This is a genomic window from Pseudorhodoferax soli, from assembly GCF_003337555.1.
GTDB classification, from domain to species: Bacteria; Pseudomonadota; Gammaproteobacteria; order Burkholderiales; family Burkholderiaceae_C; genus Pseudorhodoferax; species Pseudorhodoferax soli.
Genome location: NZ_QPJK01000010.1, coordinates 114,871 through 137,903, shown reverse-complemented (window position 1 = coordinate 137,903; position 23,033 = coordinate 114,871). Strand labels below are relative to the sequence as shown.

25 protein-coding genes are annotated in these 23,033 nt (G+C 69.0%); 13 read left to right on the top strand and 12 right to left on the bottom strand.

The features are described from left to right. Window positions 1-2: 2 nt before the first annotated feature. The 7 genes from DES41_RS29975 to DES41_RS29945 form a co-directional block, all read right to left on the bottom strand. A complete protein-coding gene (locus DES41_RS29975; RefSeq protein ID WP_114471286.1) occupies window positions 3-2,327 on the bottom strand; it encodes an EAL domain-containing protein in 2,325 nt (774 codons plus the stop codon). A gap of 93 nt (window positions 2,328-2,420) precedes the next feature. Then, window positions 2,421-3,875, bottom strand: a complete 1,455-nt coding sequence (locus DES41_RS29970; RefSeq protein ID WP_114471285.1) for an aldehyde dehydrogenase — start codon at window positions 3,873-3,875, stop codon at window positions 2,421-2,423. Between the two features lie 14 nt (window positions 3,876-3,889). Further along, a complete protein-coding gene (locus DES41_RS29965) occupies window positions 3,890-4,603 on the bottom strand; it encodes an ABC transporter ATP-binding protein (RefSeq protein ID WP_114471284.1) in 714 nt (237 codons plus the stop codon). 322 nt (window positions 4,604-4,925) lie between these two features. Then, entirely contained in the window at window positions 4,926-5,663 is a 738-nt protein-coding gene (locus tag DES41_RS29960) for an ABC transporter ATP-binding protein (RefSeq protein ID WP_114471283.1), read from the bottom strand. Beyond that, window positions 5,656-6,582: a branched-chain amino acid ABC transporter permease gene (locus DES41_RS29955; RefSeq protein WP_114471282.1), complete on the bottom strand. Its 927-nt coding sequence runs from the start codon at window positions 6,580-6,582 to the stop codon at window positions 5,656-5,658. The genes DES41_RS29960 and DES41_RS29955 overlap by 8 nt, the downstream gene beginning before the upstream one ends. Further along, window positions 6,579-7,457 (bottom strand): branched-chain amino acid ABC transporter permease, encoded by an 879-nt coding sequence (locus DES41_RS29950; RefSeq protein ID WP_114471281.1) that lies wholly within the window; start codon window positions 7,455-7,457, stop codon window positions 6,579-6,581. Before DES41_RS29950 ends, DES41_RS29955 begins: the two co-directional genes overlap by 4 nt. A 1-nt stretch (window position 7,458) precedes the next feature. Beyond that, window positions 7,459-8,658, bottom strand: coding sequence for an amino acid ABC transporter substrate-binding protein (locus DES41_RS29945; protein WP_114471280.1), 1,200 nt, complete (start codon window positions 8,656-8,658; stop codon window positions 7,459-7,461). Window positions 8,659-8,840: 182 nt separating this feature from the next. Here DES41_RS29945 and DES41_RS29940 point away from each other — a divergent pair, with 182 nt between their 5' ends. Next, window positions 8,841-9,803, top strand: a complete 963-nt coding sequence (locus tag DES41_RS29940) for an AraC-like ligand-binding domain-containing protein (RefSeq protein ID WP_114471279.1) — start codon at window positions 8,841-8,843, stop codon at window positions 9,801-9,803. Here DES41_RS29940 and DES41_RS29935 read toward each other — a convergent pair whose 3' ends face one another. Genes DES41_RS29935 through DES41_RS29925 form a run of 3 tightly spaced genes read right to left on the bottom strand, consistent with a single transcriptional unit; the run spans window position 9,804 to window position 11,056 of the window. Continuing rightward, the gene (locus tag DES41_RS29935) at window positions 9,804-10,637 is read right to left on the bottom strand and encodes a transglutaminase domain-containing protein (protein WP_114471278.1); all 834 of its coding nucleotides are present in this window, start codon (window positions 10,635-10,637) and stop codon (window positions 9,804-9,806) included. An 8-nt stretch (window positions 10,638-10,645) separates the two neighbouring features. Next, complete coding sequence (locus DES41_RS29930) at window positions 10,646-10,867, bottom strand: hypothetical protein (protein WP_114471277.1); 222 nt, start codon at window positions 10,865-10,867, stop codon at window positions 10,646-10,648. A 3-nt stretch (window positions 10,868-10,870) separates the two neighbouring features. Then, a complete protein-coding gene (locus tag DES41_RS29925; protein ID WP_056663631.1) occupies window positions 10,871-11,056 on the bottom strand; it encodes a DUF1328 family protein in 186 nt (61 codons plus the stop codon). Between the two features lie 184 nt (window positions 11,057-11,240). Between DES41_RS29925 and gstA the strand changes: the two genes are divergently transcribed. Further along, window positions 11,241-11,849 carry a glutathione transferase GstA gene (gene gstA / locus DES41_RS29920; RefSeq protein ID WP_114471276.1) on the top strand — a complete coding sequence of 203 codons (609 nt, stop codon included), beginning with the start codon at window positions 11,241-11,243 and terminating at the stop codon, window positions 11,847-11,849. Between the two features lie 114 nt (window positions 11,850-11,963). Continuing rightward, window positions 11,964-13,067 carry an alkene reductase gene (locus DES41_RS29915; RefSeq protein WP_114471275.1) on the top strand — a complete coding sequence of 368 codons (1,104 nt, stop codon included), beginning with the start codon at window positions 11,964-11,966 and terminating at the stop codon, window positions 13,065-13,067. Window positions 13,068-13,136: 69 nt separating this feature from the next. Here the strand turns inward: DES41_RS29915 and DES41_RS29910 are convergent, their stop codons facing one another. Next, the gene (locus DES41_RS29910) at window positions 13,137-13,610 is read right to left on the bottom strand and encodes a bactofilin family protein (RefSeq protein WP_425466407.1); all 474 of its coding nucleotides are present in this window, start codon (window positions 13,608-13,610) and stop codon (window positions 13,137-13,139) included. Between DES41_RS29910 and DES41_RS39920 the strand changes: the two genes are divergently transcribed. The 8 genes from DES41_RS39920 to DES41_RS29875 all read left to right on the top strand — a co-directional run bounded on the left by DES41_RS39920 (window position 13,567) and on the right by DES41_RS29875 (window position 20,437). Further along, complete coding sequence (locus DES41_RS39920) at window positions 13,567-13,725, top strand: hypothetical protein (protein ID WP_425466408.1); 159 nt, start codon at window positions 13,567-13,569, stop codon at window positions 13,723-13,725. The genes DES41_RS29910 and DES41_RS39920 overlap by 44 nt on opposite strands. A gap of 193 nt (window positions 13,726-13,918) precedes the next feature. Continuing rightward, window positions 13,919-14,938, top strand: coding sequence for an ABC transporter ATP-binding protein (locus tag DES41_RS29905; RefSeq protein ID WP_114471273.1), 1,020 nt, complete (start codon window positions 13,919-13,921; stop codon window positions 14,936-14,938). 43 nt (window positions 14,939-14,981) lie between these two features. Further along, window positions 14,982-16,247 carry an ABC transporter substrate-binding protein gene (locus tag DES41_RS29900; protein ID WP_114471272.1) on the top strand — a complete coding sequence of 422 codons (1,266 nt, stop codon included), beginning with the start codon at window positions 14,982-14,984 and terminating at the stop codon, window positions 16,245-16,247. A 15-nt stretch (window positions 16,248-16,262) separates the two neighbouring features. After that, window positions 16,263-17,189: an ABC transporter permease gene (locus DES41_RS29895; protein ID WP_114471271.1), complete on the top strand. Its 927-nt coding sequence runs from the start codon at window positions 16,263-16,265 to the stop codon at window positions 17,187-17,189. Further along, window positions 17,189-18,073, top strand: coding sequence for an ABC transporter permease (locus DES41_RS29890; protein ID WP_114471270.1), 885 nt, complete (start codon window positions 17,189-17,191; stop codon window positions 18,071-18,073). Before DES41_RS29895 ends, DES41_RS29890 begins: the two co-directional genes overlap by 1 nt. A gap of 10 nt (window positions 18,074-18,083) precedes the next feature. Next, the gene (locus DES41_RS29885; protein WP_114471412.1) at window positions 18,084-18,803 is read left to right on the top strand and encodes a GntR family transcriptional regulator; all 720 of its coding nucleotides are present in this window, start codon (window positions 18,084-18,086) and stop codon (window positions 18,801-18,803) included. Window positions 18,804-18,808: 5 nt separating this feature from the next. Beyond that, window positions 18,809-19,543, top strand: a complete 735-nt coding sequence (locus tag DES41_RS29880; protein ID WP_114471413.1) for an aspartate/glutamate racemase family protein — start codon at window positions 18,809-18,811, stop codon at window positions 19,541-19,543. Between the two features lie 39 nt (window positions 19,544-19,582). Then, window positions 19,583-20,437 carry an aldo/keto reductase gene (locus DES41_RS29875; RefSeq protein ID WP_114471269.1) on the top strand — a complete coding sequence of 285 codons (855 nt, stop codon included), beginning with the start codon at window positions 19,583-19,585 and terminating at the stop codon, window positions 20,435-20,437. A 4-nt stretch (window positions 20,438-20,441) separates the two neighbouring features. On the opposite strand, the gene DES41_RS29870 is transcribed toward DES41_RS29875, so the two are convergent. After that, window positions 20,442-21,410: a recombination-associated protein RdgC gene (locus DES41_RS29870; protein WP_114471268.1), complete on the bottom strand. Its 969-nt coding sequence runs from the start codon at window positions 21,408-21,410 to the stop codon at window positions 20,442-20,444. Window positions 21,411-21,599: 189 nt separating this feature from the next. On the opposite strand from DES41_RS29870, the gene DES41_RS29865 reads away from it, so the two are divergent. Next, window positions 21,600-22,118 (top strand): Spy/CpxP family protein refolding chaperone, encoded by a 519-nt coding sequence (locus tag DES41_RS29865; protein WP_170168320.1) that lies wholly within the window; start codon window positions 21,600-21,602, stop codon window positions 22,116-22,118. Window positions 22,119-22,244: 126 nt separating this feature from the next. After that, window positions 22,245-23,018, top strand: coding sequence for an endonuclease/exonuclease/phosphatase family protein (locus DES41_RS29860; RefSeq protein WP_114471266.1), 774 nt, complete (start codon window positions 22,245-22,247; stop codon window positions 23,016-23,018). Window positions 23,019-23,033 lie beyond the last annotated feature (15 nt).

The window sequence follows — 23,033 nt, the reverse complement described above, 5'->3', positions numbered from 1 at the left end:
GGTCAGCCCGGCGGTGGCGGCGGCGTGCGCCGGCGTTGCGCCGCCGTGTTCCAGCAGGCGTCGTGCACCACGTTGCGCAGCACGGCGGGGTCGATCGGCTTGGCCAGGAAGTGCGCGACGCCGCCGATGTTGATGGCATCGCGCAGCACCTGCGGGTCGTTGCTGGCGGTCATCAGCACGCGCGCGGTGTGCGGCATGCGCTTGCGGATCTCGCGCAGCAGTTCCAGCCCGCTGCTGCCCGGCAGCCAGTGGTCGACGATGGCAATCGCATAGTCGTGCTGGTGGAACATCTCCATGGCCTCTTCGGCGCTGGCCGCACTGGCCACGCGCACGCCGAAGGACTGCAGGATGTGCTCCAGCAGCTCGCGCGTGATCGCCTCGTCCTCCACCAGCAGCACCACCGGCAGCGCCTCGCGCTGCAAGAACGCGGCCGGGTCCAGCAGCAACGGCTGGTCGAACAACTTCTCCACCGCCTCGGCCGACTGCGGGCGCGCCATCCAGTAGCCCTGGATCTCGTCCACGTCCAGTGCATAGAGCAGGATGGCTTCGTCCTCGCTCTCCACACCCTCGGCGATGGCCCGCATGTTCAGGTTGTGCGCCAGCCGCACCACCGCCGCGACGATGGCCCGGTCCTGCGGGTTCTTGAGCAGGCCGCGCACGAAGGACTGGTCGACCTTGAGCCGGTCGGCAGGAAAGCGCTTGAGGTAGCCCAGGTTGGAATAGCCCGTGCCGAAGTCGTCCACCGAGAGCAGGATGCCGAGTTCCTTGAGCTCGTGCATGAGCACCAGCGCCGCGTCCGGGTCGCGCATGGCCAGGCTCTCGGTCACCTCCAGTTCCAGCACGCCGGGCGGGATGCCGTAGCGCGCCATGGCCTCGTGCAGCTCGGTCTTGAAATGCGGGTCGGAGAACTTTGTCGCCGCCAGGTTCACGGCCGTGCGAATCCAGCCATGGCCCTGCTGGTGCCATTGCTGCATCTGGCGGCATGCCGCATCCACCACATAGGTGTCGATCGCGCCGATCAGGCCCGACTCCTCGGCCAGGCCGATGAACTTGCCCGGCATCAGGAAACCGTAGTCCGGCGAATCCCAGCGCACCAGCGCTTCCAGGCTGACGAGCGCGCCGGTCTCGAAGTCCACCTGCGGCTGGTAGTGCAGCACCAGCTCGCGGCGCACGATGGCATCGCGCAGGCGCGCCTCCTTTTGCACGCGCACGTCGATGGCATCCTGCATCTCGTTGGAGAAGATGCACACGCCGCGGTCGGTCCGGTTCTTGGACTGCTCCATGGCCAGGTCCGCCCGCTTGACCAGCATCTCCGGCTCGTCGCCATGGTCGGGAAACAGCGCCACCCCCACGCTGCCGCCCAGCACATGCGGCTCGCCGGACAACAGCACCGGCGCCTGCAGCGCCGTGTGCAGGCGCGCGCCGAAGGGCTCGACCATGCTGCGCGGCAAGCCATCGCAGACGACGACGAACTCGTCCCCCGCCAGCCGCGCCACCGTGTCGCCCCCACGGGCCTCGTCCTGCAGGCGCCGCGCCATTTCCGAGAGCACCTGGTCGCCCGCGCCCCGGCCCAGGCTGTCGTTGATCTGCTTGAAGCGGTTGAGGTTGACGAAGTACACCGCCACCGGCCGTTGGCGGCTGCGGGCCCGCGCGATCGTTCGCGCCATGCGCTCCAGCAGCAGGGTGCGGTTGGGCAATTCGGTCAGCGCATCGTGCGTCGCGCGGTAATGCAGCGCGTCCTCCTGGCGCCGCTGCTCCGTGATGTCCACGCAGACGGCGATGTAGCGCAGCACCTGGCCCGCGGCATCCTTCTGCGGCACGATGGCCATGTCGACCCAATACAACCCATCCGCCTCGTTGCGGTTGCATACGACATCGCGCCAGATCTCGCCGCGCTGGATCGTCGTCCACATGCGCTCGAAAAAGGCGTGGTCGTGGTAACCCGAATTGAGCAGGCTGTGGTCCCGCCCCAGCAGTTCCTCGCGCCCGTGGCCGGTGGTCTGCACGAACTTGTCGTTGACCTTGAGGATGCGGCCTTCTGCATCGGTCACCGAGACCAGCGCATGCTGGTCGATGCCCTGCATGTAGGTCGACAACTCGGCGAAGGCCCGCTCCACCCCCTGCTTGGCCAACAGCAGCTCGTTGGCGTCGCGCGCCTCCTGCTCGGAGTGCGCCAGTTGCGTCAGGGCCTTGCGCAGCTGCCCGCGCTGCAGGCCCAGGCGCCGGTACAGCCACGCCAGCGCCAGCGCGCAGCCGAGCACCACAGCGGCGACGAGGACCGCCACCGTGACCAAGACCACCCCTGCACCGTCGGACCCAGCCGGCATCGCCCGCCCTTCTCCGCCATGTTCTGGGCGCCGAGCATCGCTTGCATGCGCCGACAGCGCAAGGCGGGTTTTCTGCTGATCGTGTAGGCCAAATCAGAATGGGTAGTGGCGCGGCGTGGTCTGCACCGTCAGCCAGCGCAGGTCGGTGAACTCGGCGATGCCGGCCTTCCCGCCGAACCGGCCCCAGCCACTGCCCTTGACGCCGCCGAAGGGCATCTGCGCCTCGTCGTGCACCGTCGGGCCATTCACATGGCAGATGCCGGACTCGATGCGCTGCGCCACCGCGATGGCGCGTGCCGTGTCGCGGCCGAACACGGCGGACGACAGGCCGTAGGCGTTGTCGTTCGCCACGCGGATGGCCTCCTCCACCCCGCTCACGCGCACGATGGCTTTCACCGGGCCGAAGGTCTCCTCGCCATAGATGCGCATGGCAGGCGTCACATGGTCCAGCAGCGTCGCCGGCATCAGCGTGCTGTCGGCCTTGCCGCCGCACACCAGCTTGGCGCCCTTCGCCAGGGCATCGTCGATCAGCGCGTTGCAGTGCGTGACCGTGCCCATGCCCACCACACTGCCCAGCACCACAGGATCGGGGCCGCGCGGATCGCCCAGCGGCAGCGCGCTCGCCTTGGCCGCGAACTTGGCAACGAAGGCATCGGCGATGGCCGCATCGACCACGATGCGCTCGGTGCTCATGCAGATCTGGCCCGAGTTGGCGAAGCTGCCGAAGGCCGCGCCGTCCACGGCCGCATCGAGGTCGGCATCGTCCAGCACCACGAAGGGCGCCTTGCCGCCGAGTTCCAGCACCACGGGCTTCAAGTGCAGCGCGCACTGCACCGCGATCAGCTTGCCCACGCGCGTGGAGCCGGTGAAATTCACGCGGCGCACGGCCGGGTGCGCGACCATGGCGTCGACCACGGCCGCCGCATCCGCCGGCGCGTTGGTGATGTAGTTCACCACGCCGGCCGGAAAACCCGCGTCGACGAAGGCCTGGGCGATCAGCTGGTGCGTGTGCGGGCACAGCTCCGAGCCCTTGAACACGACGGTGTTGCCGCAGGCCAGCGGCGTGGCGATGGCGCGCACGCCCAGGATGACGGGTGCGTTCCACGGCGCGATGCCCAGCACCACGCCGGCCGGCTGGCGCACCGCCAGGGCCAGGCTGCCCGGCACGTCGGAAGGGATCACCTCGCCGGCGATCTGCGTGGTCAACGCGGCAGCCTCGCGCAGCATGCCCGCCGCCAGGTGCACATTGAAGCCGGCCCACATGGCGGTGGCGCCGGTCTCGCGCGGCAGCGCAGCGATGAACTCCGGCGCCTTGGCCTCCAGTGCATCTGCCGCCTTGAGCAGCAGCGCCCGGCGCGCGTTGGGGCCGGTCTGGCTCCAGGCCGGGAAGGCCCCGGCCGCCGCTTCGACGGCGCGGATGGCATCGGCGGGCGTGGCCGCGGGTGCGCGCGTTGCCAGGCTTTCGTCGAGCGGGTTGCGGCGGTCGAAGGTGGCACCGTTCTCGGCGGCCACGGCTTGGCCGTTGATGAGCATGGACAGGTCGGACATGGTGGTTTCTCCTTTCAGGTGGTTGCCACGCCCAGGTAGGCGTGGCGGACGATGTCGGATTGCGCGATCTCGGCGGCCGGGCCGCTGTCCACGAGGGCGCCGCGCTCCAGCACATGGGCGCGGTCGGCCACGGCCAGGGCCTTCTTGACGTTCTGCTCGACCAGCAGCACCGTGGTGCCGGCGTCGGCGATGCGCCTTGCGATGGCCAGCAGCTCGTCCACCATGCGCGGCGCCAGGCCCAGCGAGGGCTCGTCCAGCATCAGCAGGCGCGGGGCGGACATCATGGCGCGCGCCACGGCCACCATCTGCTGCTCGCCGCCGCTCATGGTGCCGGCCAGTTGCTGCGCGCGTTCGGCCAGGCGCGGAAAGTCGGCAAAGGCCCGGCGCAGCCGCTCCGCACGTTGCGCCTTCGTGCTGAGCCAGCCGCCCAGCTCCAGGTTCTCGGTCACCGTCATCTGCGGAAACAGCTGGCGGCCCTCGGCCACCAGGGCCATGCCGCGGCGCACGGCCACGCCGCTCTGGCGCACGGGCAGCAGTGCGTCGTCCAGCAGCACGGTGCCGGTGCGCGGGATGAGGCCAGCCAGGGCCTTCAGCAGCGTCGTCTTGCCGGCGCCGTTGGGTCCGAGGATCACCGTGAGGCCAGGGCCGACCTCGAGGTCGATGGAGCGGATCACGTTGAAGCCGCCATAGCCGGCGCCCAGGCCCTGGATCTTGAGGTGGGCGGTCATGTTGTGGCTCCTTGGGGCGGCGCGATGCGGGGGAGGCGTGGTGCGCGGGTCGACGCCACCGGGTAGCCTCTTCCGCTCATGTCCCCCGGCCTGGCGGCCTCCTCCCTTACTTCGCTGCAGAGGCCACCCGATGCCCTCGACCCGGGGCACGTCGCGTCGTGCACCTTCATGCGACACGAGGCTGCCGAACCGCGACGATGGTGTGCTCCACGCAGCGAAATAAAGGAGGAGCCTCGGGCCGCCTGCGGCCCGGGGCGGGGGACATTCGCGGAGTGGAGTGCACCGTCGGCGTGGTCCAGCGCAACGGTCAAAGCGCGCACATTCATGCCGCCACCTCATCGCCTAGGTAAGCCTCGATGACCTCCGCATTGCGTGTGACCTCGGCCGGCGTGCCGTCCGCAATCTTGCGGCCCTGGTGCAGCACCAGCACGCGCTCCACGTGGCGCAGCAAGGTGGTCACGGCATGCTCGATCCAGACCACCGCCAGGCCCAGTTCGCCGCGCAGCCGGCCGATCAAGCGGGCCATGGCCTCGACCTCGGCCTCGGTCAGCCCGGCCGCCACCTCATCGAGCAGCAGCAGGCGCGGCCGCGTGGCCAGCGCCATGCCGATCTCCAGCAGGCGTTGCTGCGCCGGCGTGACGGCAGACGCGGGCAGGTCGGCCTGGGGCGACAGGCCGATCAGCGCCAGGATCGTCTGCGCGTCCGCCAGCGCCGGCACCGCGGTGCGGCCCCGGCCCGCGAACTGCAAACCGAAGTCCACGTTGTCCACCACGCGCAGGCCGCCGAACACGCGCGGCGTCTGGAAGGTGCGCGCCACGCCCAGGGCTGCGAAGCGGTGCGGCCCCTGCCCCGCCAGGTCGCGCCCACCCAACAGCAGCGCACCGCTGGTCGGCGGCTGCACGCCCGAGATCGCGTTGAAGAAGGTGGTCTTGCCGGCGCCGTTCGGTCCGATGATGCCCACCAGTTCGCCGGCGTGGAACTGCGCGTCCACGGCATCCACGGCCGTCAGTCCGCCGAACCGCACCGTGACAGCGCGGGCTTGCAGGAGTGGCTCAGCCATTCAGGCGCTCCCGTTGGAACCAGCCCCGCACCTGCTGCCAGCGCAGGCTTCCCAGGCCGTCTGGCAGGTACATCACCGACAGGATCAAGAGCAGCCCCAGCGCCACCATGTAGGCCTGCGGCAGCTGCAGCCGCAGCGTCTCGGCCAGCACGCTGAACACCACGGCGGCCACCAGCGGGCCCCACAGCGTGGCGGCCCCGCCGATCAGCGCGATCAGCACGGTCTGGAAGCCGATGAAGGGGTTGAACACCGTGACCGGGTCGATGTAGGTCCAGCGCACGGCCATGATGGCGCCCACCGCTCCGGCAAAGGCGGCCGTCAGCGCGAAGCCCAGCGTCTTGACCAGGCGCGTGTTCACGCCCAATGTCTGCGCGCGCTGCTCGTCGAAGCCGATGCCCACCAGCGCCAGGCCGAAGCGGCGCCGCCGCACCACGATGGCGGTGGCCACGGCGATGGCGGCGATGCCCAGCACCGTCCAGTAGACAGTGCTCTCCTCGGGCACGACCACGAGCACGCGGCCCACGGTGCCCGTGACCTGCTTCTCGAAGTAGGTCACCGCATGGCGGATCAGCTCGGTCATGCCGAAGGTCAGCACCGCGAAGTAGGTGCCGCGCAGGTGCAGCACCGCCAGGCCCATCACCAGTGCGATGGCCGCCGCCACCAGCGCGCCCAGGCCCACAGCGGCGAGCCAGGGCAGGCTCTCCAGCACCAGCGCACTCGTGTACGCGCCGATGCCGAAGAAGGCCGCCGTGGCCAGCGACAGGTAGCGCGTGCTGCCGCAGAACAGGCTCCAGCTCGACGCCAGCGCCACGTACATCAAACAGGTCATGGCCAGCGAGAGCAGGAACTCGCTCGCGATGCCGGGCAACAGTGCCGCGGCCAGCGTGAGCCCCGCCAGAAGAATCCAGTCGCGCTTCATCGTTTGGCAAACAGTCCGTTGGGTTTCCAGAGCAGCACGGCGATGAACACGCCGTACGACAGCAGCGACTTGAGAGATGGGTTGGTGAAGTGCATGCCCAGCGCCTCGATCACGCCCAGCAGCAGGCCGCCCGCCAGCGCGCCGCCCATGCTGCCGAAGCCGCCCAGCGTGATCACGATCAGCGCCGTCACCGTGTAGGGCTCGCCCATCGAAGGCGTGATGGTGTAGGCCATCGACAAGAGGCAACCCGCCACGCCCGACAGCCCCAGCCCCACGCCGAACATCAGCGGGTGCAGGCGCTTGGTGTCGATGCCCACCAGCTGCGCGCCCGTGGGCGACTGCATGAGCGCGCGCACGCCCTTGCCCAGCATGGTGAAGCGCAGCAGCGCCATCAGCGCCAGCGCGAACACCAGCGCCAGGCCGAACACCACGAGCTTGTTGGCCGCGAACTGCGCGCCACCGATGGCCACGGGTGTGGTCAGGTAGTCGTAGCCGCGCAGGTCGCCGCCCCAGGCCCAGCTGGCGAAGTTCTGCACCAGGAACATCAGGCCGAAGGCCACCATGAGGCCGCGCGCCTCGAACACATCCACGTTGGGCGCCTCGGCGGCCAGCTTGCGGAAGGTCAGCGCATGCACCGCCAGGCCGATCAGCATCAGCCCCGCGAAGGCCAGCGGCAGGACCGCCAGCGGCGACCAGCCCAGCAGCGTGTGCGCCATCCAGGTGGCATAGGCGCCCAGCATCAGGAACTCGCCGTGCGCGATGTTCAGGATGCGCATGAGCCCGTACTGCAGGTTCAGCCCCAGACCCACCAGCGCGTAGATGCCGCCCGTGATGAGGCCGCTGGCGATCAGTTCGAACCAGGCCGTCAACGACACGTCATTTCCACGCCGGCTTGGCCGGGTTCAGCTTGGCCGTGGCCATCGACGCCGGCCACACCACCTCGAACTCCCCGTTCTGCCACTGGCCCACGCTGCCCTGCGTGGCGGTGTTCTCGCTGCCGGTGAACTGGATGTCGCCGACGATGGTCTTGTGTGTGGTCGTGGCCACGAACTCGCGGATCGCCTTGCGGTCCAGCCCGGCCTTGGCGACGGCAGCCTGCAGGATCTGCAGGCTGGCCCAGCAATGGCCGCTGGCCCAGCGGTCCGGCTCCTTGCCCTCGAAGCGCTTGGTGTGCGCGTCGAAGTAGGCCTTGGCGCCCGCGCTGGTCTTGCTGTTCCACGAACCCATGCCCAGGACGCCCTCGGCCCCCGGCGCCGTGATCACGTTGCGGTAGAGCTGGAAGGCCGTGCCCACCGAGGCGTAGAAGAACTTCGGGTTGAAGCCGACCTCCTTGGCCTGCTTGCTGGCGAGGATGGTGTCGGGCGGGTAGGTGATGCCGATGAAGGCGTCGGGGTTCTGCTCCTTGATGCCGCGCAGCACGGGCGAGAGGTCCTTCACGCCCAGCGGATAGCTCTTGCGCTCCACCACCTGGATGCTTGTCTTCTTGAGCGCGTTGTTGATCGCGGCGAAGTTCTCCAAGCCGAACAGGTCGTCCATGTAGACGATGGCGACCGTCTTCACGTTGCTCGCCACCAGCATGTCGACCAGCGCGCCCATCATGCGGTCGGGCTGCTGCAGGATGGAGAAGAAGAACGACAGGTTCATGTCGATCAGCTTGCGCGACAGCGCCGTGGGCGCCAGCATGGGGTAGCCGAAGCGCTGCGCCAGCGGCGCGATGGCGAAGTTCGCGTTGCTGCCCCAGGGCGGCAGGATCAGGTCTACCTTGTCGCTGCCCATCAGCTTCTGGTAGCTGCGCACGCAGGTCTCGATGTCGCTGCGGTCGTCCACGCCGATGAGCTCGATGGGGCGTTTGGTGCCCTTCACGTCCAGGCCCCCGGCGGCGTTCACCTGCTCGGCCCACAGCAGGTAGTTGGGCTCCTGGCTGACCTGTGCGCCGGGCGCCCAGGGGCCGGTGCGGGCCATGGCGTAGCCGATGCGCACGGGCGTGTTCTGGGCCTGCAGCGCGGGCGCGAAGGCGGCGCTGCCGAGCGCGGCGGCCGCGCCTTGCAGCACGCGGCGGCGGGAGTGGATGGTCATGGTCTTGTCTCCTCGGAATCGGTGGTCCGGATCGTGGGAAGACCGCGCCGCAGGCGCTGTGCGCAGCGTGCAGGGAATGCTGGCACCAGCGCGCACACGCCCCCGGGTTAACCCGGCAGCGCACCCGCGCGCCGGGTGGCGCGGCCTATCATCGCGGCCCGTCTGCCACCCCGGAGAAGCCGATGACCCCGTCCCTGCTGCTGAGCACCGACGCGGTCGCCCCGCGCGACCGGGCACCGCAATGGCGCGAATGGATCTGGCGCCACTTCGGCGGCCTGGAGTCCGACCTCTACGGCGACAGCGACTTCGACGGCCGCCTGTCGGCCTCGCGCGCCGGCGACGTGGTGCTGACACGCCTGGAGGCCGGCCGCCACCGCGTGCTGCGCACGCCGCAGATGGCGCGCCGCGACGAAGCCGGCTACCTCAAGATCGTGGCGCCTTGGCAGGGCAGCGCCGAGGTCGAGCAGCAGGGCCGCAAGGCGCGCGCGCAGGCGGGTGGCTGGATCATCTACGACACCACGCACGACTACGCGATCGACAACCCCGCGCCCACCGAGCACCTGATCGTGATGCTGCCCAAGCGGCAGATGGCCGAGCGCGGCGTGCGGCTCGACCCGCTCATGGCGCGCCACGTGGGCGGCGCCAGCGGCATCTCGCGCGTGGCGCTGGAGACCATGCGCAACACCTACCTGGAGCTGCCCGCCATGAGCGAGACGGCAGCCCGCGGCGCTGGCGAACTCATCATGCAGCTAGTGCAGCTGTCGCTGCTGGAGCTTGCGGGCCAGGGCACGGCGGTGACGCTCAAGCAGGCGCTGCGCGACCGCATCCGCGACCATGTGGCGCGGCACCTGCGCGACCCGCTGCTGTCGATCGAGCAGATCGCGGCAGCGTTGAACTGCAGCAAGCGCCACCTGCACAACGCCTTCGCCGAGGGCGACCTGACGCTGGCGAGCTACATCCAGCAGCAGCGGCTGCAGGCCTGCATCCAGGAGCTGCGGCAGGCGCCCGCGGCGGGCCGCTCGATCACCGACATCGCGCTGGCCTGGGGCTTCTCGAACATGTCGCACTTTGCGCGCGTGTTCCGCGAGCACACGGGCCTGAGCCCGAGCGAGTTCCGCCAGGCCGCCCGCACGGGCGGCGGCTGATCAGGCGACGGCGCGCAGCAGCGGCTGGCCGGGCGTGGCAGCGGGCGGTGTCTCGCTCTCGCGCACTGCGATGTCCTTGCTCAGCAGCTGGGCCTTGCCGAACAGCGTGGCGAAGGCCACGTCCTTGGCATCGCGGCCCGTGCCCACGCGCACCAGGCGTTCCACGGGCGCCATGCGGGTCGGGTCGAACAGCACCCAGCGGCCGTCCAGCCAGGCCTCGAAGATCGCGTGGAAATCCTGCGGCGGCTCGTCGAAGAACACATAGCCCGCCACCAGCCGCGCCGGGATGTTCAGCGCGCGGCAGAAGGTCACGCCCAGGTGCGCGAAGTCGCGGCACACGCCCTGGCGCTGCACGAAGATCTGCTGGGCCGTGGTGGTCGCATCGCTGGAGCCCGGCGTGTAGGCGATGTTGTCGTGGATCCAGTCGCTGATGGCCTGCACGCGCTCCAGCCCGGCCGGCGCCTTGCAGAACAACTGCTGCGCCGCGTTGCCGAGCAGGTCGGACTCGCAGTAGCGCGTGGGCGACAGGAAGTGCAGCACCTCGTCGGGGATCTGGTTCACCGGCGCTTCGCCCAGCCCGGGCGTCGGCAGCGCGTAGTTCACCTCGACCTCCGCCCTGTAGTGCACCTGCAGCTGTCCCTTGGGCGCATCGAAGCGCACGAAGCGGTTGCCCTTCACCGGGTCGCGGTAGTCATGCAGCGGCAACGCAGGCTCCACCTGCAGGCGCTCCTCGCGCAGGTGCTGGTCGGCATGGTCTGCCACCTGCAGGTGCAGGCAGAAGTGCGTGGGCTCGGCCACGTCGTAGACGAGCTTGACGTCGATGGAGGACAGCATGGTCAGCCTCAGGCGTGGCGACGGCCGCGCACCCCATGCGCCTGCTCGCGCTCGCGGTGCGCACGGGCCACGCGGCCGGCGGCCTTGCGCGTCTGCGGCACCTGGCCATCGGGCCACCAGTCGGCGGCCGTCACCTGCACGATGCGCTGCGCGCGCTGCACCGGGCTCTGCAGCCATTGCTGCAGCTGCGCGTAGCGCTGGTTGCCCAGGCCTTCAGGAACAGATTGCACGGCTCAGTCCAAGATCTTCTTGGCCGCGCCCACGCCCAGTGCGGCAAGCACGACGAACACCACGGCCAGGATCAGGAACAGGCCGAACAAGACCTTGGCAATGCCGGCCGCGCCCGCAGCCACACCGCCGAAACCCAAGCCCCCGGCAACCAGTGCGATCAACGCAAAGATGATGGCCCACTTCAACATGTCGACTCTCCTTGTACTGCGGCGGCGCCGCGCTTGCATGCAATGTAGAAACGCGGGCTTTGTGCAGGCATCAGCCGTCGGCACCGGGGGGTGTAGGACAATCGCGCGGCCCTTTTTCGGGCGCCGCCGCGCGGGTCTGCAGATGCTGGCGGCACAACGATTCCAACCCTTTCGGAAACACGCCATGAAGCTGTATTACTCCCCCGGTGCCTGCTCGCTGTCCCCGCACATCGTGCTGCGCGAGGCCGGCATCGCGTTCGAAGCCCTGAAGGCCCCGACCAAGACGCACAAGCTCGACGACGGCACCGACTACTACACCATCAACCCGCTGGGCTACGTGCCGCTGCTGGAGCTGGACGACGGCACGCGCCTGGCCGAAGGCCCGGCCATCGTGCAGTACATCGCCGACCAGGCCCCGCTGAAGAACCTGGCCCCGGCCAACGGCACGCTGGCGCGCTACCGCCTGCAGTCGCTGCTGACCTTCATCGGCACCGAACTGCACAAGGGCTACAGCCCGCTCTTCTATCCGACCACGCCCGAGGACTACAAGGCCGGCGTGCGCGAGAAGCTGCTGTCGCGCTACAAGTGGGTCGATGAACAACTGGCCGGCAAGGACTACCTGACCGGCGACAACTTCACCGTGGCCGACGCCTACCTGTTCACCGTCACCACCTGGGCCAAGCCCACCGGCGTCGACCTGTCCGCCTACGCCAACGTGGCCGCCTTCATGGCCCGCGTGGCGGCCCGCCCCGCCGTGCAGGAAGCACTCAAGGCCGAAGGCCTGGCCAAGTAAACCGATGTAACAGGGCAGGCCCTGCCTTGCAGATGGGTGGCCCGCCCATACATGCACGCTTCGTCCGCTCCGGCACCTTGGGGGCGGCCAAGAAATAAATTCAACGGAGAGTGCATGTCTTCCTTGTTCGAGCCCACCCATGCGGGCAGCCTGGCACTGGCCAACCGCATCGTCATGGCCCCGCTCACGCGCAACCGTTCACCGCGCGCCATCCCCGGGCCGCTGGCCGTGGAGTACTACCGCCAGCGCGCCAGCGCCGGCCTGATCGTCAGCGAGGGCACGGCCATCAGCCAGCAGGGCCAGGGCTACGCCGACGTGCCGGGCCTCTATGCACCCGAGCAGCTGGAAGGCTGGCGCAAGGTCACGGCCGCAGTGCATGCGGCCGGCGGCAAGATCGTCACCCAGCTCTGGCATGTGGGCCGTGTCTCGCACACCGAGCTGCAAGCCAATGGCCAGGCACCGGTGGCGCCCTCGGCCATCCAGGCGGCCACCAAGACCTACCTGATCCGCGACGGCAAGGGTGGCTTCGACCAGACCTCCACCCCGCGCGCGCTCGCCGCCGAGGAGATCGCCGGCATCGTCGACGACTTCCGCAAGGCCGCCCGCGCCGCCCTCGACAGCGGCTTCGACGGCGTGGAGATCCACGGCGCCAACGGCTATCTGCTCGACCAGTTCTTGAAGCTCGGCGCCAACCACCGCACCGACCACTACGGCGGCTCCATTGCCAACCGCATCCGCTTCACGCTGGAGGTGGTGCGCGCCGTGGCGGCCGAGATCGGTGCCGGCCGTGTGGGCCTGCGCATCTCGCCCGTCACGCCGGCCAACGGCATCTCCGACCCCGATCCGCAGCCGCTGTTCGACACCCTGTTGGCCGAACTCGCGCCGCTGGGCCTGGCCTACATCCACGTGATCGAGGGCGCCACGGGCGGCCCGCGCGAGATCGACGACCGGCCCTTCGACTACCGCAAGCTGAAGGCCGCCTACCGCAATGCCGGCGGCAAGGGCGCCTGGATGGTCAACAACGGCTATGACCGCCAGCTGGCCGACCAGGCCGTGGCCGACGGTGCCGACCTCGTGGCCTTCGGCCGCCCCTTCATCGCCAACCCGGACCTGGTGCGCCGCCTGCGCGAACGCGCGCCGCTGCAGGTGCCCGAGCGCGCCACCATGTACGGGGGCGGCGCCGAAGGCTACACCGACTACCCCGCGCTGCCCGCCTGATCGGCTGCCCGCGCCATGCAAAACGCCGACCCTCGGGTCGGCGTTTTGCATGGGAGAAAGCCGGAAGGATCAGGCCGCAGCCAGCGCCGGCTTGCTGCTCTTGGCGGCACCCGCACCGAAGCTGATCTCGCCCGAGATCTGGCCACCTTCTTCGATCACCACCTTGCCATAGCGGATCTTGCCGCTGACCTTGCCGGTGGCGTAGATCACGAGCTTCTCGCGCACCACGAGGTCGCCATCGAAGGCGCCGCGGATCTCTGCCAGGTCGACCTCGGCCGAGCCCTTGAACGCGCCCTGCTCGGCGATCTGCATCATGCGCGAGTCCATCGTCGCCTCGACCGTGCCCTCGACCACCAGCGTGTCGCAGTCGGTGATCTCGACGCCCTTGAGCTTGATGTTCGGGCCGACGATGAGCTTGCTGCCGGGCTCCTGCGTGGCAGCGCCGACGGGTGCGCTTGCGCTGCTGCCGGACACCGACGGGGAGGTCGCAGAAGAGGCCATGGTGCTGCTGGAAGAGGTGGAAGAAGAAGACGAGGGCTGCAAAGCGGACGTGTTGTTGAACGTGCTCGGCCGGGTGTTCAGGGGCTCGTTCTCACGCTTGCCGAAAAAGGGGGATTGCAGGGCCACTGGGCGTTCTCCGATCAAAACTCCATCCTAGGGGAAGCCGCGTGCCAAACCACAGAAGACGCATGCAACTTCTGTAACCCTAAGAAAGCGGCACCGGCGCGGCACCGCACGCACCAAGCCCGGCGGCCACGCCGCGATGTACGCACTTCCTTGGTGCTTTTTGTACGCATTCGTGGCCACGGCTTGCGTACAAACGTGGCACGGGCTTTGCGTACTGCCCCGGCATGCCTTCCGCCGCACCCTCCTCCAGCGCGCCCCGGCCCGTGGCCGTGGAACTCGTGGCCCTGACCAAGCGCTATGCGCAGGGGCAGCCGGCCGTGGACAGCATCGACCTGCGCATCGCGAGCGGCAGCTACTGCTGCCTGCTGGGCCCCTCGGGCTGCGGCAAGAGCACCACCTTGCGCATGATCGCGGGCCACGAGACCGTCAGCAGCGGCGACGTGCTGCTGGAAGACCGCAACATCACCGACCTGCCCGCCGCCGCGCGCGGCACGGCCATGATGTTCCAGAGCTTCGCGCTGTTCCCGCACCTCTCCGCGCTGGACAACGTGGCCTTCAGCCTGAAGATGAAGGGCATGGCCCGGGCCGAGCGCCACGCCAAGGCGCAGGATCTGCTCGAGCGCGTGGCCATGGGCCACCTCGCGCAGCGCAAGCCCGGTGAACTCTCCGGCGGCCAGCAGCAACGTGTGGCGCTGGCGCGCGCGCTGATCACGCAGCCCAAGGTGCTGCTGCTCGACGAGCCGCTCTCTGCACTCGACCCGTTTTTGCGCGTCCAGATGCGCGCCGAGCTGCGCCGCTGGCAGAAGGAGCTGGGCCTGACCTTCATCCACGTCACGCACTCGCAGGAAGAGGCGATGGCGCTGGCCGACACCATGGTGGTCATGAACCAGGGGCTCATCGAGCAGGTCGGCCCGCCGCACGAGGTCTACAACAAGCCTGCCACCGAGTTCATCGCGCGCTTCATGGGCGGGCACAACGTGCTGGACACGCCGGCCGGCAAGATCGCCGTGCGCAACGACCACATGCGCATCGCCACTGCGGGCGAAGGCCTCGCCGCCACCGTCACCGACGTCGAGTACCAGGGGACCTACGTGCTGCTGGGCCTGGACACCGCGAACGGCTCCGGCCGCACCGGCGTCTCGCTGATGCTGCCCGAGGCCGCCTTCGCCGACCGACCCTACACGCTGGGCGAAGACGTGCGCCTGTCCTGGGCCGCGCAGCACGCGCATGCGCTCGCCGCCTGATTCCCCTTTCATCCACTGCCGCCACCGATTGGAGAGACGACCCATGTCCGACACCACCACCACTTCCGGCCTGCAACGCCGCACGATGCTCAAGGGCACGGCCGGCATCCTGGCCACCGGCATCGCGCCCTTCGTGCACGCGCAGGAGCCCATCGTGCTGCGCTACCTGGGCACGGCCGTGAACCAGGACAAGGCCATCGCCGAGAAGTTCAAGGCCGATACCGGCATCACCATCCAGTACGTGGCCGTGACCACCGACGACGTGACCAAGCGCGCCGTCACCGCGCCCAACAGCTTCGACCTGATCGACACCGAGTACTTCTCGCTCAAGAAGATCGTGCCCACCGGCAACCTCAAGGGCATCGACACCAAGAAGATCAAGAACGCCGACAAGATCACCACGCTGTTCACCACCGGCAGCGTGGGCGGCAAGGCCGTGGGCGACCAGGGCACGGCGCCCAAGAAGGTGATCTTCCTGGAAGGCGAGAAGAGCAAGGTGTTCGCCAAGAGCCCGACGCAGTTCATGAGCCTGATCCCCACGGTCTACAACGCCGACACGCTGGGCATCCGCCCCGACCTGATCAAGCGCCCGATCGATTCGTGGGCCGAGCTGCTGAACCCCGAGTTCAAGGGCAAGGCCGCCATCCTGAACATCCCCTCCATCGGCATCATGGACGCGGCCATGGTCGTGGAGGCCAAGGGCCTGTACAAGTACCCCGACAAGGGCAACATGACCAAGGCCGAGATCGACCTCACGATCAAGACCCTGATCGAAGCCAAGAAGGCCGGCCAGTTCCGCGCGCTGTGGAAGGACTTCAACGAGTCGGTGAACCTGATGTCGTCCGGCGAAGTGGTGATCCAGTCGATGTGGTCGCCCGCGGTGACGGCCGTGCGCACCAAGGGCATCGCCTGCAACTTCCAGCCGCTGAAGGAAGGCTACCGCGCCTGGGCGGCAGGCTTCGGCCTGCCGGCCACGCTGTCGGGCCGCAAGCTCGACGGTGCCTACGAGTTCATCAACTGGTTCCTCGACGGCTGGGCCGGTGCCTACCTGAACCGCCAGGGCTACTACAGCGCCGTGCTGGAGACCGCCAAGGCCAAGATGGAAGCCTACGAGTGGGCCTACTGGATGGAAGGCAAGCCTGCCGAGAAGGACATCAAGAGCCCCAACGGCGACGTGCTGGCCAAGGCCGGTTCGGTCCGCGACGGCGGCAGCTACGAAGCCCGCATGGGCGGCATCGCCTGCTGGAACGCGCTGATGGACGAGAACAACTACATGGTCCAGAAGTGGAACCAGTTCGTCGCTGCGTAAGGCGCTGACCAAGCCATGAGCGCTCCTGCCACCACCTCCCACGGTGCCCCGTCCGCGGCGCCGGGCCGCAGCATCGCGGCCTGGTGGCAGGCCGCGCCCTTCACGCTGGTCTTCGCCCTGTTCTTCCTCATCCCGCTGGCGCTGATCCTGATGGTCAGCTTCTGGGACTTCAACGAGTACGAGCTGCTGCCCGGCTTCACGTTCAAGAACTACGTCTCGATCTTCGAGGGTTGCTCGGTGGGCCTGGCGGGTGGCGACGACCTGTGCGTCACGCTCAAGACCTACCTCTCCACGCTGAAGTTCTCGTTCCTGGTCTGGGCCATCACGCTGGTGCTGGGCTTTGCGGTCTCGTACTTCCTGGCGTTCCACGTGCGCAGCGCGGGCATGCAGACGGCGCTGTTCGTGCTGTGCACCATCCCGTTCTGGACCAGCAACGTGATCCGCATGATCTCGTGGGTGCCGCTGCTGGGGCGCAACGGCCTGGTGAACCAGACGCTGCAGGGCATCGGCCTGGTCGATGAGCCCATCGAGTGGCTGCTGTTCTCCGATTTCTCGGTCACGCTGGCCTTCGTGCACCTCTACACGATGTTCATGATCGTGCCCATCTTCAACAGCATGATGCGCATCGACCGCAGCCTGCTGGAGGCCGCCAGCGACAGCGGCGCCAGCGCATGGCAGACGCTGTGGAACGTGATCGTGCCGCTGTGCAAGACCGGCATCATCATCGGCTCGATCTTCGTCATCACCATCGTGATGGGCGACTTCGTCACCATCGGCGTCATGGGCGGCCAGCAGATCGCCTCCATCGGCAAGATCATCCAGGTGCAGACCTCGTACCTGCAGTTCCCGTTGGCGGCGGCCAACGCGATGATCCTGTTGACGGTCGTCCTGATGATCATCTGGGCCTTGACCCGCATGGTCGACATTCGGAAAGAACTCTGATGCAAGCCCGCATTTCCGACGCACGCCCCGCCGGCTTCTGGCTGCTGCCGCTGGTGTTCGCCCTGTTCGTGGCCTTCATGTACGGCCCCATGCTGGTGATCGTGGTGCTGAGCTTCCAGGGCCCCGAGGGCGGGCTCACGTTCCCGATGCGCGGCGTCTCGCTGCACTGGTTCCGCCAGCTGGCCGAGGGCCTGGGCGTGGTCGACATCGGCGCCGCGCTGCGCCGCTCGCTGGGCGTGGGTGCGGCCGTGATGGTGCTGACCGTGGTGCTGTCGGTGCTGGCAGGCCTGGCCTTCCGCAAAAAGCTCAAGGGCGGCAATGCGCTGTTCTACATCGTCGTGGCCAGCCTCATCATGCCTTCCATCATCGTGTCGCTGGGCATCGGCCTGGAGTTCCGGCTGCTGGACACCGGCATCAAGTGGCTGCTCGGCGCGCTGGGCATGGACAGCGCGCTCGAGAACTACGGCACGGCGCTGGGCCTGTACACGTCGGCACTCGGCGCGCACCTCACCTGGACGCTGCCCTTCGGCCTGCTGATCATGTTCGCCGTGTTCAACCGCTTCAACCCCAGCTACGAGGAAGCCGCGCGCGACCTCGGCGCCACGCCCTGGCAGAGCTTCAGCCAGGTGGTGCTGCCGCTGGTCGCGCCCTCTGTGGTGGGCATCGGCATGTTCGGCTTCACCTTGTCGTGGGACGAGATCGCGCGCACCTCGCAGGCCATCGGCGACGTCAACACGCTGCCGCTGGAACTGCAGGGGCTCACATCGACCGTCACCACGCCGTCCATCTACGCGCTGGGCACGGTGACCACGGTGGTGTCGTTCGCGGTCATGGGCCTGGCGATCGGCCTGGCCTTGCTGCTCGCGCGCCGGCGCAAGGGATAGAGTGCGCGCGATGCCTGCCACCGATACGGCGCCCACGACCTCCCCCCCGGTCTCCGACAGCGAGATCTACGAGCGCATGGTTTCCGCCATCCTGGACCACAAGCTGCTGCCGGGCACCAAGCTCGTGGAGGACAAGATCGCCAACGCCTTCGGCGTCTCGCGCACCCGCGTGCGGCCCGTGCTCGTGCGGCTGGCCAACGAGCAGATCGTCACGCTCACACCCAACCGCGGCGCGTCGGTGGCCCAGCCCACCGAGCAGGAGGCCCGCGAGGTGTTCGAGGTGCGCCGGCTGATCGAGCCCACGCTGGTGCAGCGCTTCATCGCGGTCGCGCAGCCCGCCGACATCCAGCGCCTGGCCGACTGCATCGCCGCCGAGGAAACCGCGCGCCAGGCCGGCGACATGCGCCGCGCGATCCGCCAGGCCGGCGACTTCCACCTGCACATCGCGCAGGCAGCCGGCCACCAGACGCTGGGCCGCATCCTGCGCGAACTGGTCTCGCGCACATCGCTGGTGCTCATGACCTTCAGCAGCCACCATGCGCAGGAGCGCGAGGAGGCCACGGCCTGCGGTTGCCGCGAGCATGGCGTGCTGCTGGACGCGATCCGCCTGCGCGATGCACGCGAAGCCAGCCGCTGCATGCGCAAGCACCTGGACCTGCTGGAAGCCCGGCTCGAGTTCACGCCGCCGGCGGACACGACCATCGACCTCGCCGCGGTGCTCGCGGCTTGACGGCCATGCGCCAGCTGCTCGTCGTCAACCCCAATACATCGGCCCAGGTCACCGCGCTGCTGCAGCAGCATGTGCAGCGCGAGGCCGGTGCCGATGTCCAGGTGCGCAGCGTCACCGCGCGCCTGGGCGCGCCCTACATCGCCTGCGAAGCGAGCTACGCCGTGGCCGCCCATGCTGCGCTCGACGCCTGGGCCGCTGCGCTGGCCGAGCCGGGCAGTGCCGCACCCGACGCCGTGCTGATCGGCTGCTTCGGCGACCCTGGCCTGTTCGCGCTGCGCGAAGCCAGCCCGTCGCCTGTCACCGGCCTGGCAGAAGCCGCCTTCGCCGAAGCGGCGCAACACGGCCGCTTCGCCATCGTGACCGGTGGCGTGCGCTGGGTGCCCATGCTGGAGCGGCTGGCCCTGGCACTCGGCCACCAGGCGTTGGTGGGCATCCACACCGTGGCACCCACGGGCGCACAGCTCATGGCCGACCCTGTGGGTGCGCGCGCGCTGCTGGCCCAGGCCTGCCAGGAGGCGGCCGAGCGCTGGGATGCGCAAGCCGTCATCGTCGGCGGTGCCGGCCTGGCCGGCATGGCCGCGGCCCTCCAGGGCCAGGTGGGCGTGCCGCTCGTCGACAGCGTGGGCGCCGGCACGCGCGCTGCCCTGGGGTTGCAGCCCCGCGCCGATGCCCGTGCGCGGCCCGGCTTCGACGTGGCCTGGCAGCAGGTGACGGCCGAACTCCGGGCGCTCGGCCAGTGAAGCCCGCGCCCGCACAATGCGGGCGAAAGGAGCTTTCACATGCACAGCATTCCCCTGCCCGGCACCGGTCCGGCCCTGCCCGCCCTGGGCCTGGGCACCTGGCGCATCGGTGAGTCCAAGGCGCGCCGCGCCACCGAGGTGAAGGCCTTGCGCAGCGCGCTCGACATGGGTTGGCGCCTCGTCGACACGGCCGAGATGTACGGCGAAGGCGGCTCGGAAGAGGCCATCGGCCAGGCCCTGGCCGAGGCCGGGCGCGGTGGCCTGCGGCGCGAGGAGCTGTTCCTCGTCAGCAAGGTCTACCCGCACAACGCCAGCCGCCAGGGCACGGTGGCCGCCTGCGAGCGCAGCCTGCGCCGCCTGGGTGTGGACCGGCTCGACCTGTACCTGCTGCACTGGCGCGGCGGCGTGCCACTGGCCGAAACCGTCGAGGCCATGGAATCGCTGGTCGCGGCCGGCCGCATCGCACGCTGGGGTGTCAGCAACTTCGATGTGGACGACATGCAGGAGCTGTGGTCCGTCGATGGCGGCACGGCCTGCGCGGCCAACCAAGTCTACTACTCGATCACCGAGCGCGGGCCGGCGCACAGCCTGCTGCCCTGGCTGCGCGAACACGGCGTGGCGCTCATGGCCTACAGCCCGCTGGACCAGGGCGCGCTGGCTGACGATGCGGCGCTGCAGGCTCTGGCCGAACGGCAGGGCTGCAGCACGGCGCAACTCGCACTGGCCTGGCTGCTCGCGCAAGCGGGCGTCAACGCGCTGCCCAAGGCCGTGGGCGAGGCGCATCTGCGCGAGAACTTGGCCGCGGCCGAACTCGTCCTGAAGGACGAAGTCAGCGCCGAACTGTCCCGGCGCTACCCGCCACCGGCGCGCAAGCCGCCGCTGGCCATGGTCTAGCGCCTCAGAACGGCGCGTCTTCGGTGTCCGGCTGCGCCGTGGGCGCCGCGGCGGCAGGCAACGGTGTCTCCACCGCAGCCACCAGTTCGATCTCGCCGCCCAGCGCCTCCAGCAGGCCCGGCAGCAGGCGGCTGATTTCGCCCGTGGAGATGGCGGCATCGGCGTCGAAGCTGTCTTCCTTCTCCTGCGAGGTCTTCTCGAACACGCCGTCCTGGAACTGCAGCTTGCGCAGCTGCATGCTCTCGGTCAGCACGAAGGACACGCGCTCGTCCCAGGTCATGGCCAGCTTGGTCGGCAGCTTGCCCTCGGCGATGTGCTGGCGGATCTCCTCGATGTCCAGCGGGTGGTGGGCGTAGCGGATCGCGGCCTTGGAGGCGTCGGTCGCCTTGAGCTCGCACTCGCGGTCGATGGAGAAGCCGGCCGGCGGCTCCTGGCTGCTGAGCCATTCGGACATCGCTGCCGTGGCCGAGGTGGCGGTGTGCACTTCCTGCACCGCGAAGCCGTCCAGCACCTTGACCAGCAGGCTCAGGATCTCGTCGACCCGGTTCTGGCTGCCGGCATCGACCACGAAGCGGCGCGCCTGCAGGTCGATCCACACCCAGGTGGCGCCGCGCTTGGTGAAGGCCACGGGCAGCAGCGCCTGCTTGGCTTCTTCGCGCAGGTCGCGGATTTCCTTCTTGCCGGGCTTGCGGCCGGTGGTGGCCTCGATCTGCTGGGCGCGTTCGTCGGCCTTGCGCTTGACCACGGAGGCCGGCACGGCCTTGCTCTCGACCATCAGGCGCAGCAGGTATTGGCCACCCACGGACTCGACCAGCGGACCATGTTCCTCGCCACGCGGCGGAACCCAGCCGGCCGAACGTTCCTGCGTCGGGCCGCATTCCTCGAAGCGCTGCGTGCCGAGCGCCTCCTCGATCTGCTCCCACGTCGCCGTCCAGGCGCCGCCGAGCTTGTAAACCATCACGTTCTTGAACACTGTTCGCTCTCGTTGCACGGAAAGCCGCATATTGTCGTTGCACGCCGCCGCCGCATGGCACCGCAAACTTCCTTGCGAGAACTTTACAAACAGCCGGACAAACAGCACCGGGCCGATACAAGCGCCCCGGACACTGGCCCCACAGCAGAGCAACAGCCGCTGTGGTTCACCGACAGAAAGGAAGTCTTGATGACCCGCTCTCTCTTCTCCCTCCAACGCATCGTGCTCGCCGGCAGCCTGGCTGCACTGGGCGCCGCCGCCATGGCACAGACCCCGCCCGCCCCGCCACCCACGACCGAGGCGCCGGCACGCCATGCCCGCGAACACGCCCGCCCCGATCCTGCCAAGCGCATGGAGCGCCGCGAGGCCCGGCTCAAGCAGGAGCTCAAGATCACGGCCGAGCAGGAGCCGGCCTGGAACGTGTTCACGGCCAGCATGCTGCCGCCTGGCCCGCCGTCCGAGCGGCCTGACCGCGAGGCCATCCGCAAGATGACCACGCCGCAGCGCATCGAGCACATGCGTGCCATGCACGCCAAGCGCTCCGCCGAGATGGAGCGCCGTGCCGAAGCCACGCTGCGGCTGTACGGTGCGCTCACGCCCGAGCAGCAACAGGTGTTCGACCAGCGCATGGCCATGGGGCCGCGCCACGGCCCGCACCACGGCACGCACCAGCACGGCACGCCGCCCCAGCCCGAACCGAAGGGCTGAGGAACCGGCGGGACGCCAGCCGGCTCCTATCGGGTCTCGCAGACCCGGTATCCGGCAGGCGTCCTACAGCGCCGGCCTGGCCGGCTGCGGTACAACCGTCACCCGTATCCGCGTCATCCAGAAGCCATGTCGAACACCACCGCCGACGGCACCGCCACCAAGATCAAGGTCTTGACGGTCAACATCCACAAAGGCTTCACCACGTTCAACCGGCGTTTCATGCTGCACGAGCTGCGTGAAGCCGTGCGGCATGTGCATGCCGACGTGGTCTTCCTGCAGGAGGTACTGGGCACGCACGCGCGCCACGCGGCGCGCCATGCCGACTACCCCGAGGCGCCGCACTACGAGTTCCTGGCCGATTCGATCTGGCCGCAGTTCGCCTACGGCAAGAACGCGGCCTACCCCCATGGCCACCACGGCAATGCCGTGCTGTCCAAGTTCCCCATCGTGCACCAGGAGAACCGCGACGTCTCGCTGCCCGGCCCGGAACGCCGCGGCTTGCTGCACTGCGCGCTGGCCATTCCAGGCCAGAAGCACCATATGCATGTGTTCTGCGTGCACCTGGGCCTGCGCGAGTCGCACCGGCGCGAGCAGCTGCGCCTGCTGTCCGAGATGATCAACAAGGAAGTGCCCACCGGCGCGCCCGTGGTGGTGGCCGGCGACTTCAACGACTGGCGCCGCCGCGCGCACGACATCCTGGAAGAACTCGCCGGCCTGCGCGAGGTGTTCGTGCACGCCACGGGCCACTCGGCCAAGACCTTCCCGGCCAAGTTCCCGATGCTGTCGCTGGACCGGATCTATGTGCGCAACGCCGGCGCGCATTCGCCCATCGTGCTGCCCGGCGCACCGTGGAACAAGCTCTCCGACCACGCGCCGCTGGCGGCCGTGATCGACCTGTAGCGCCCACGGAAAAGG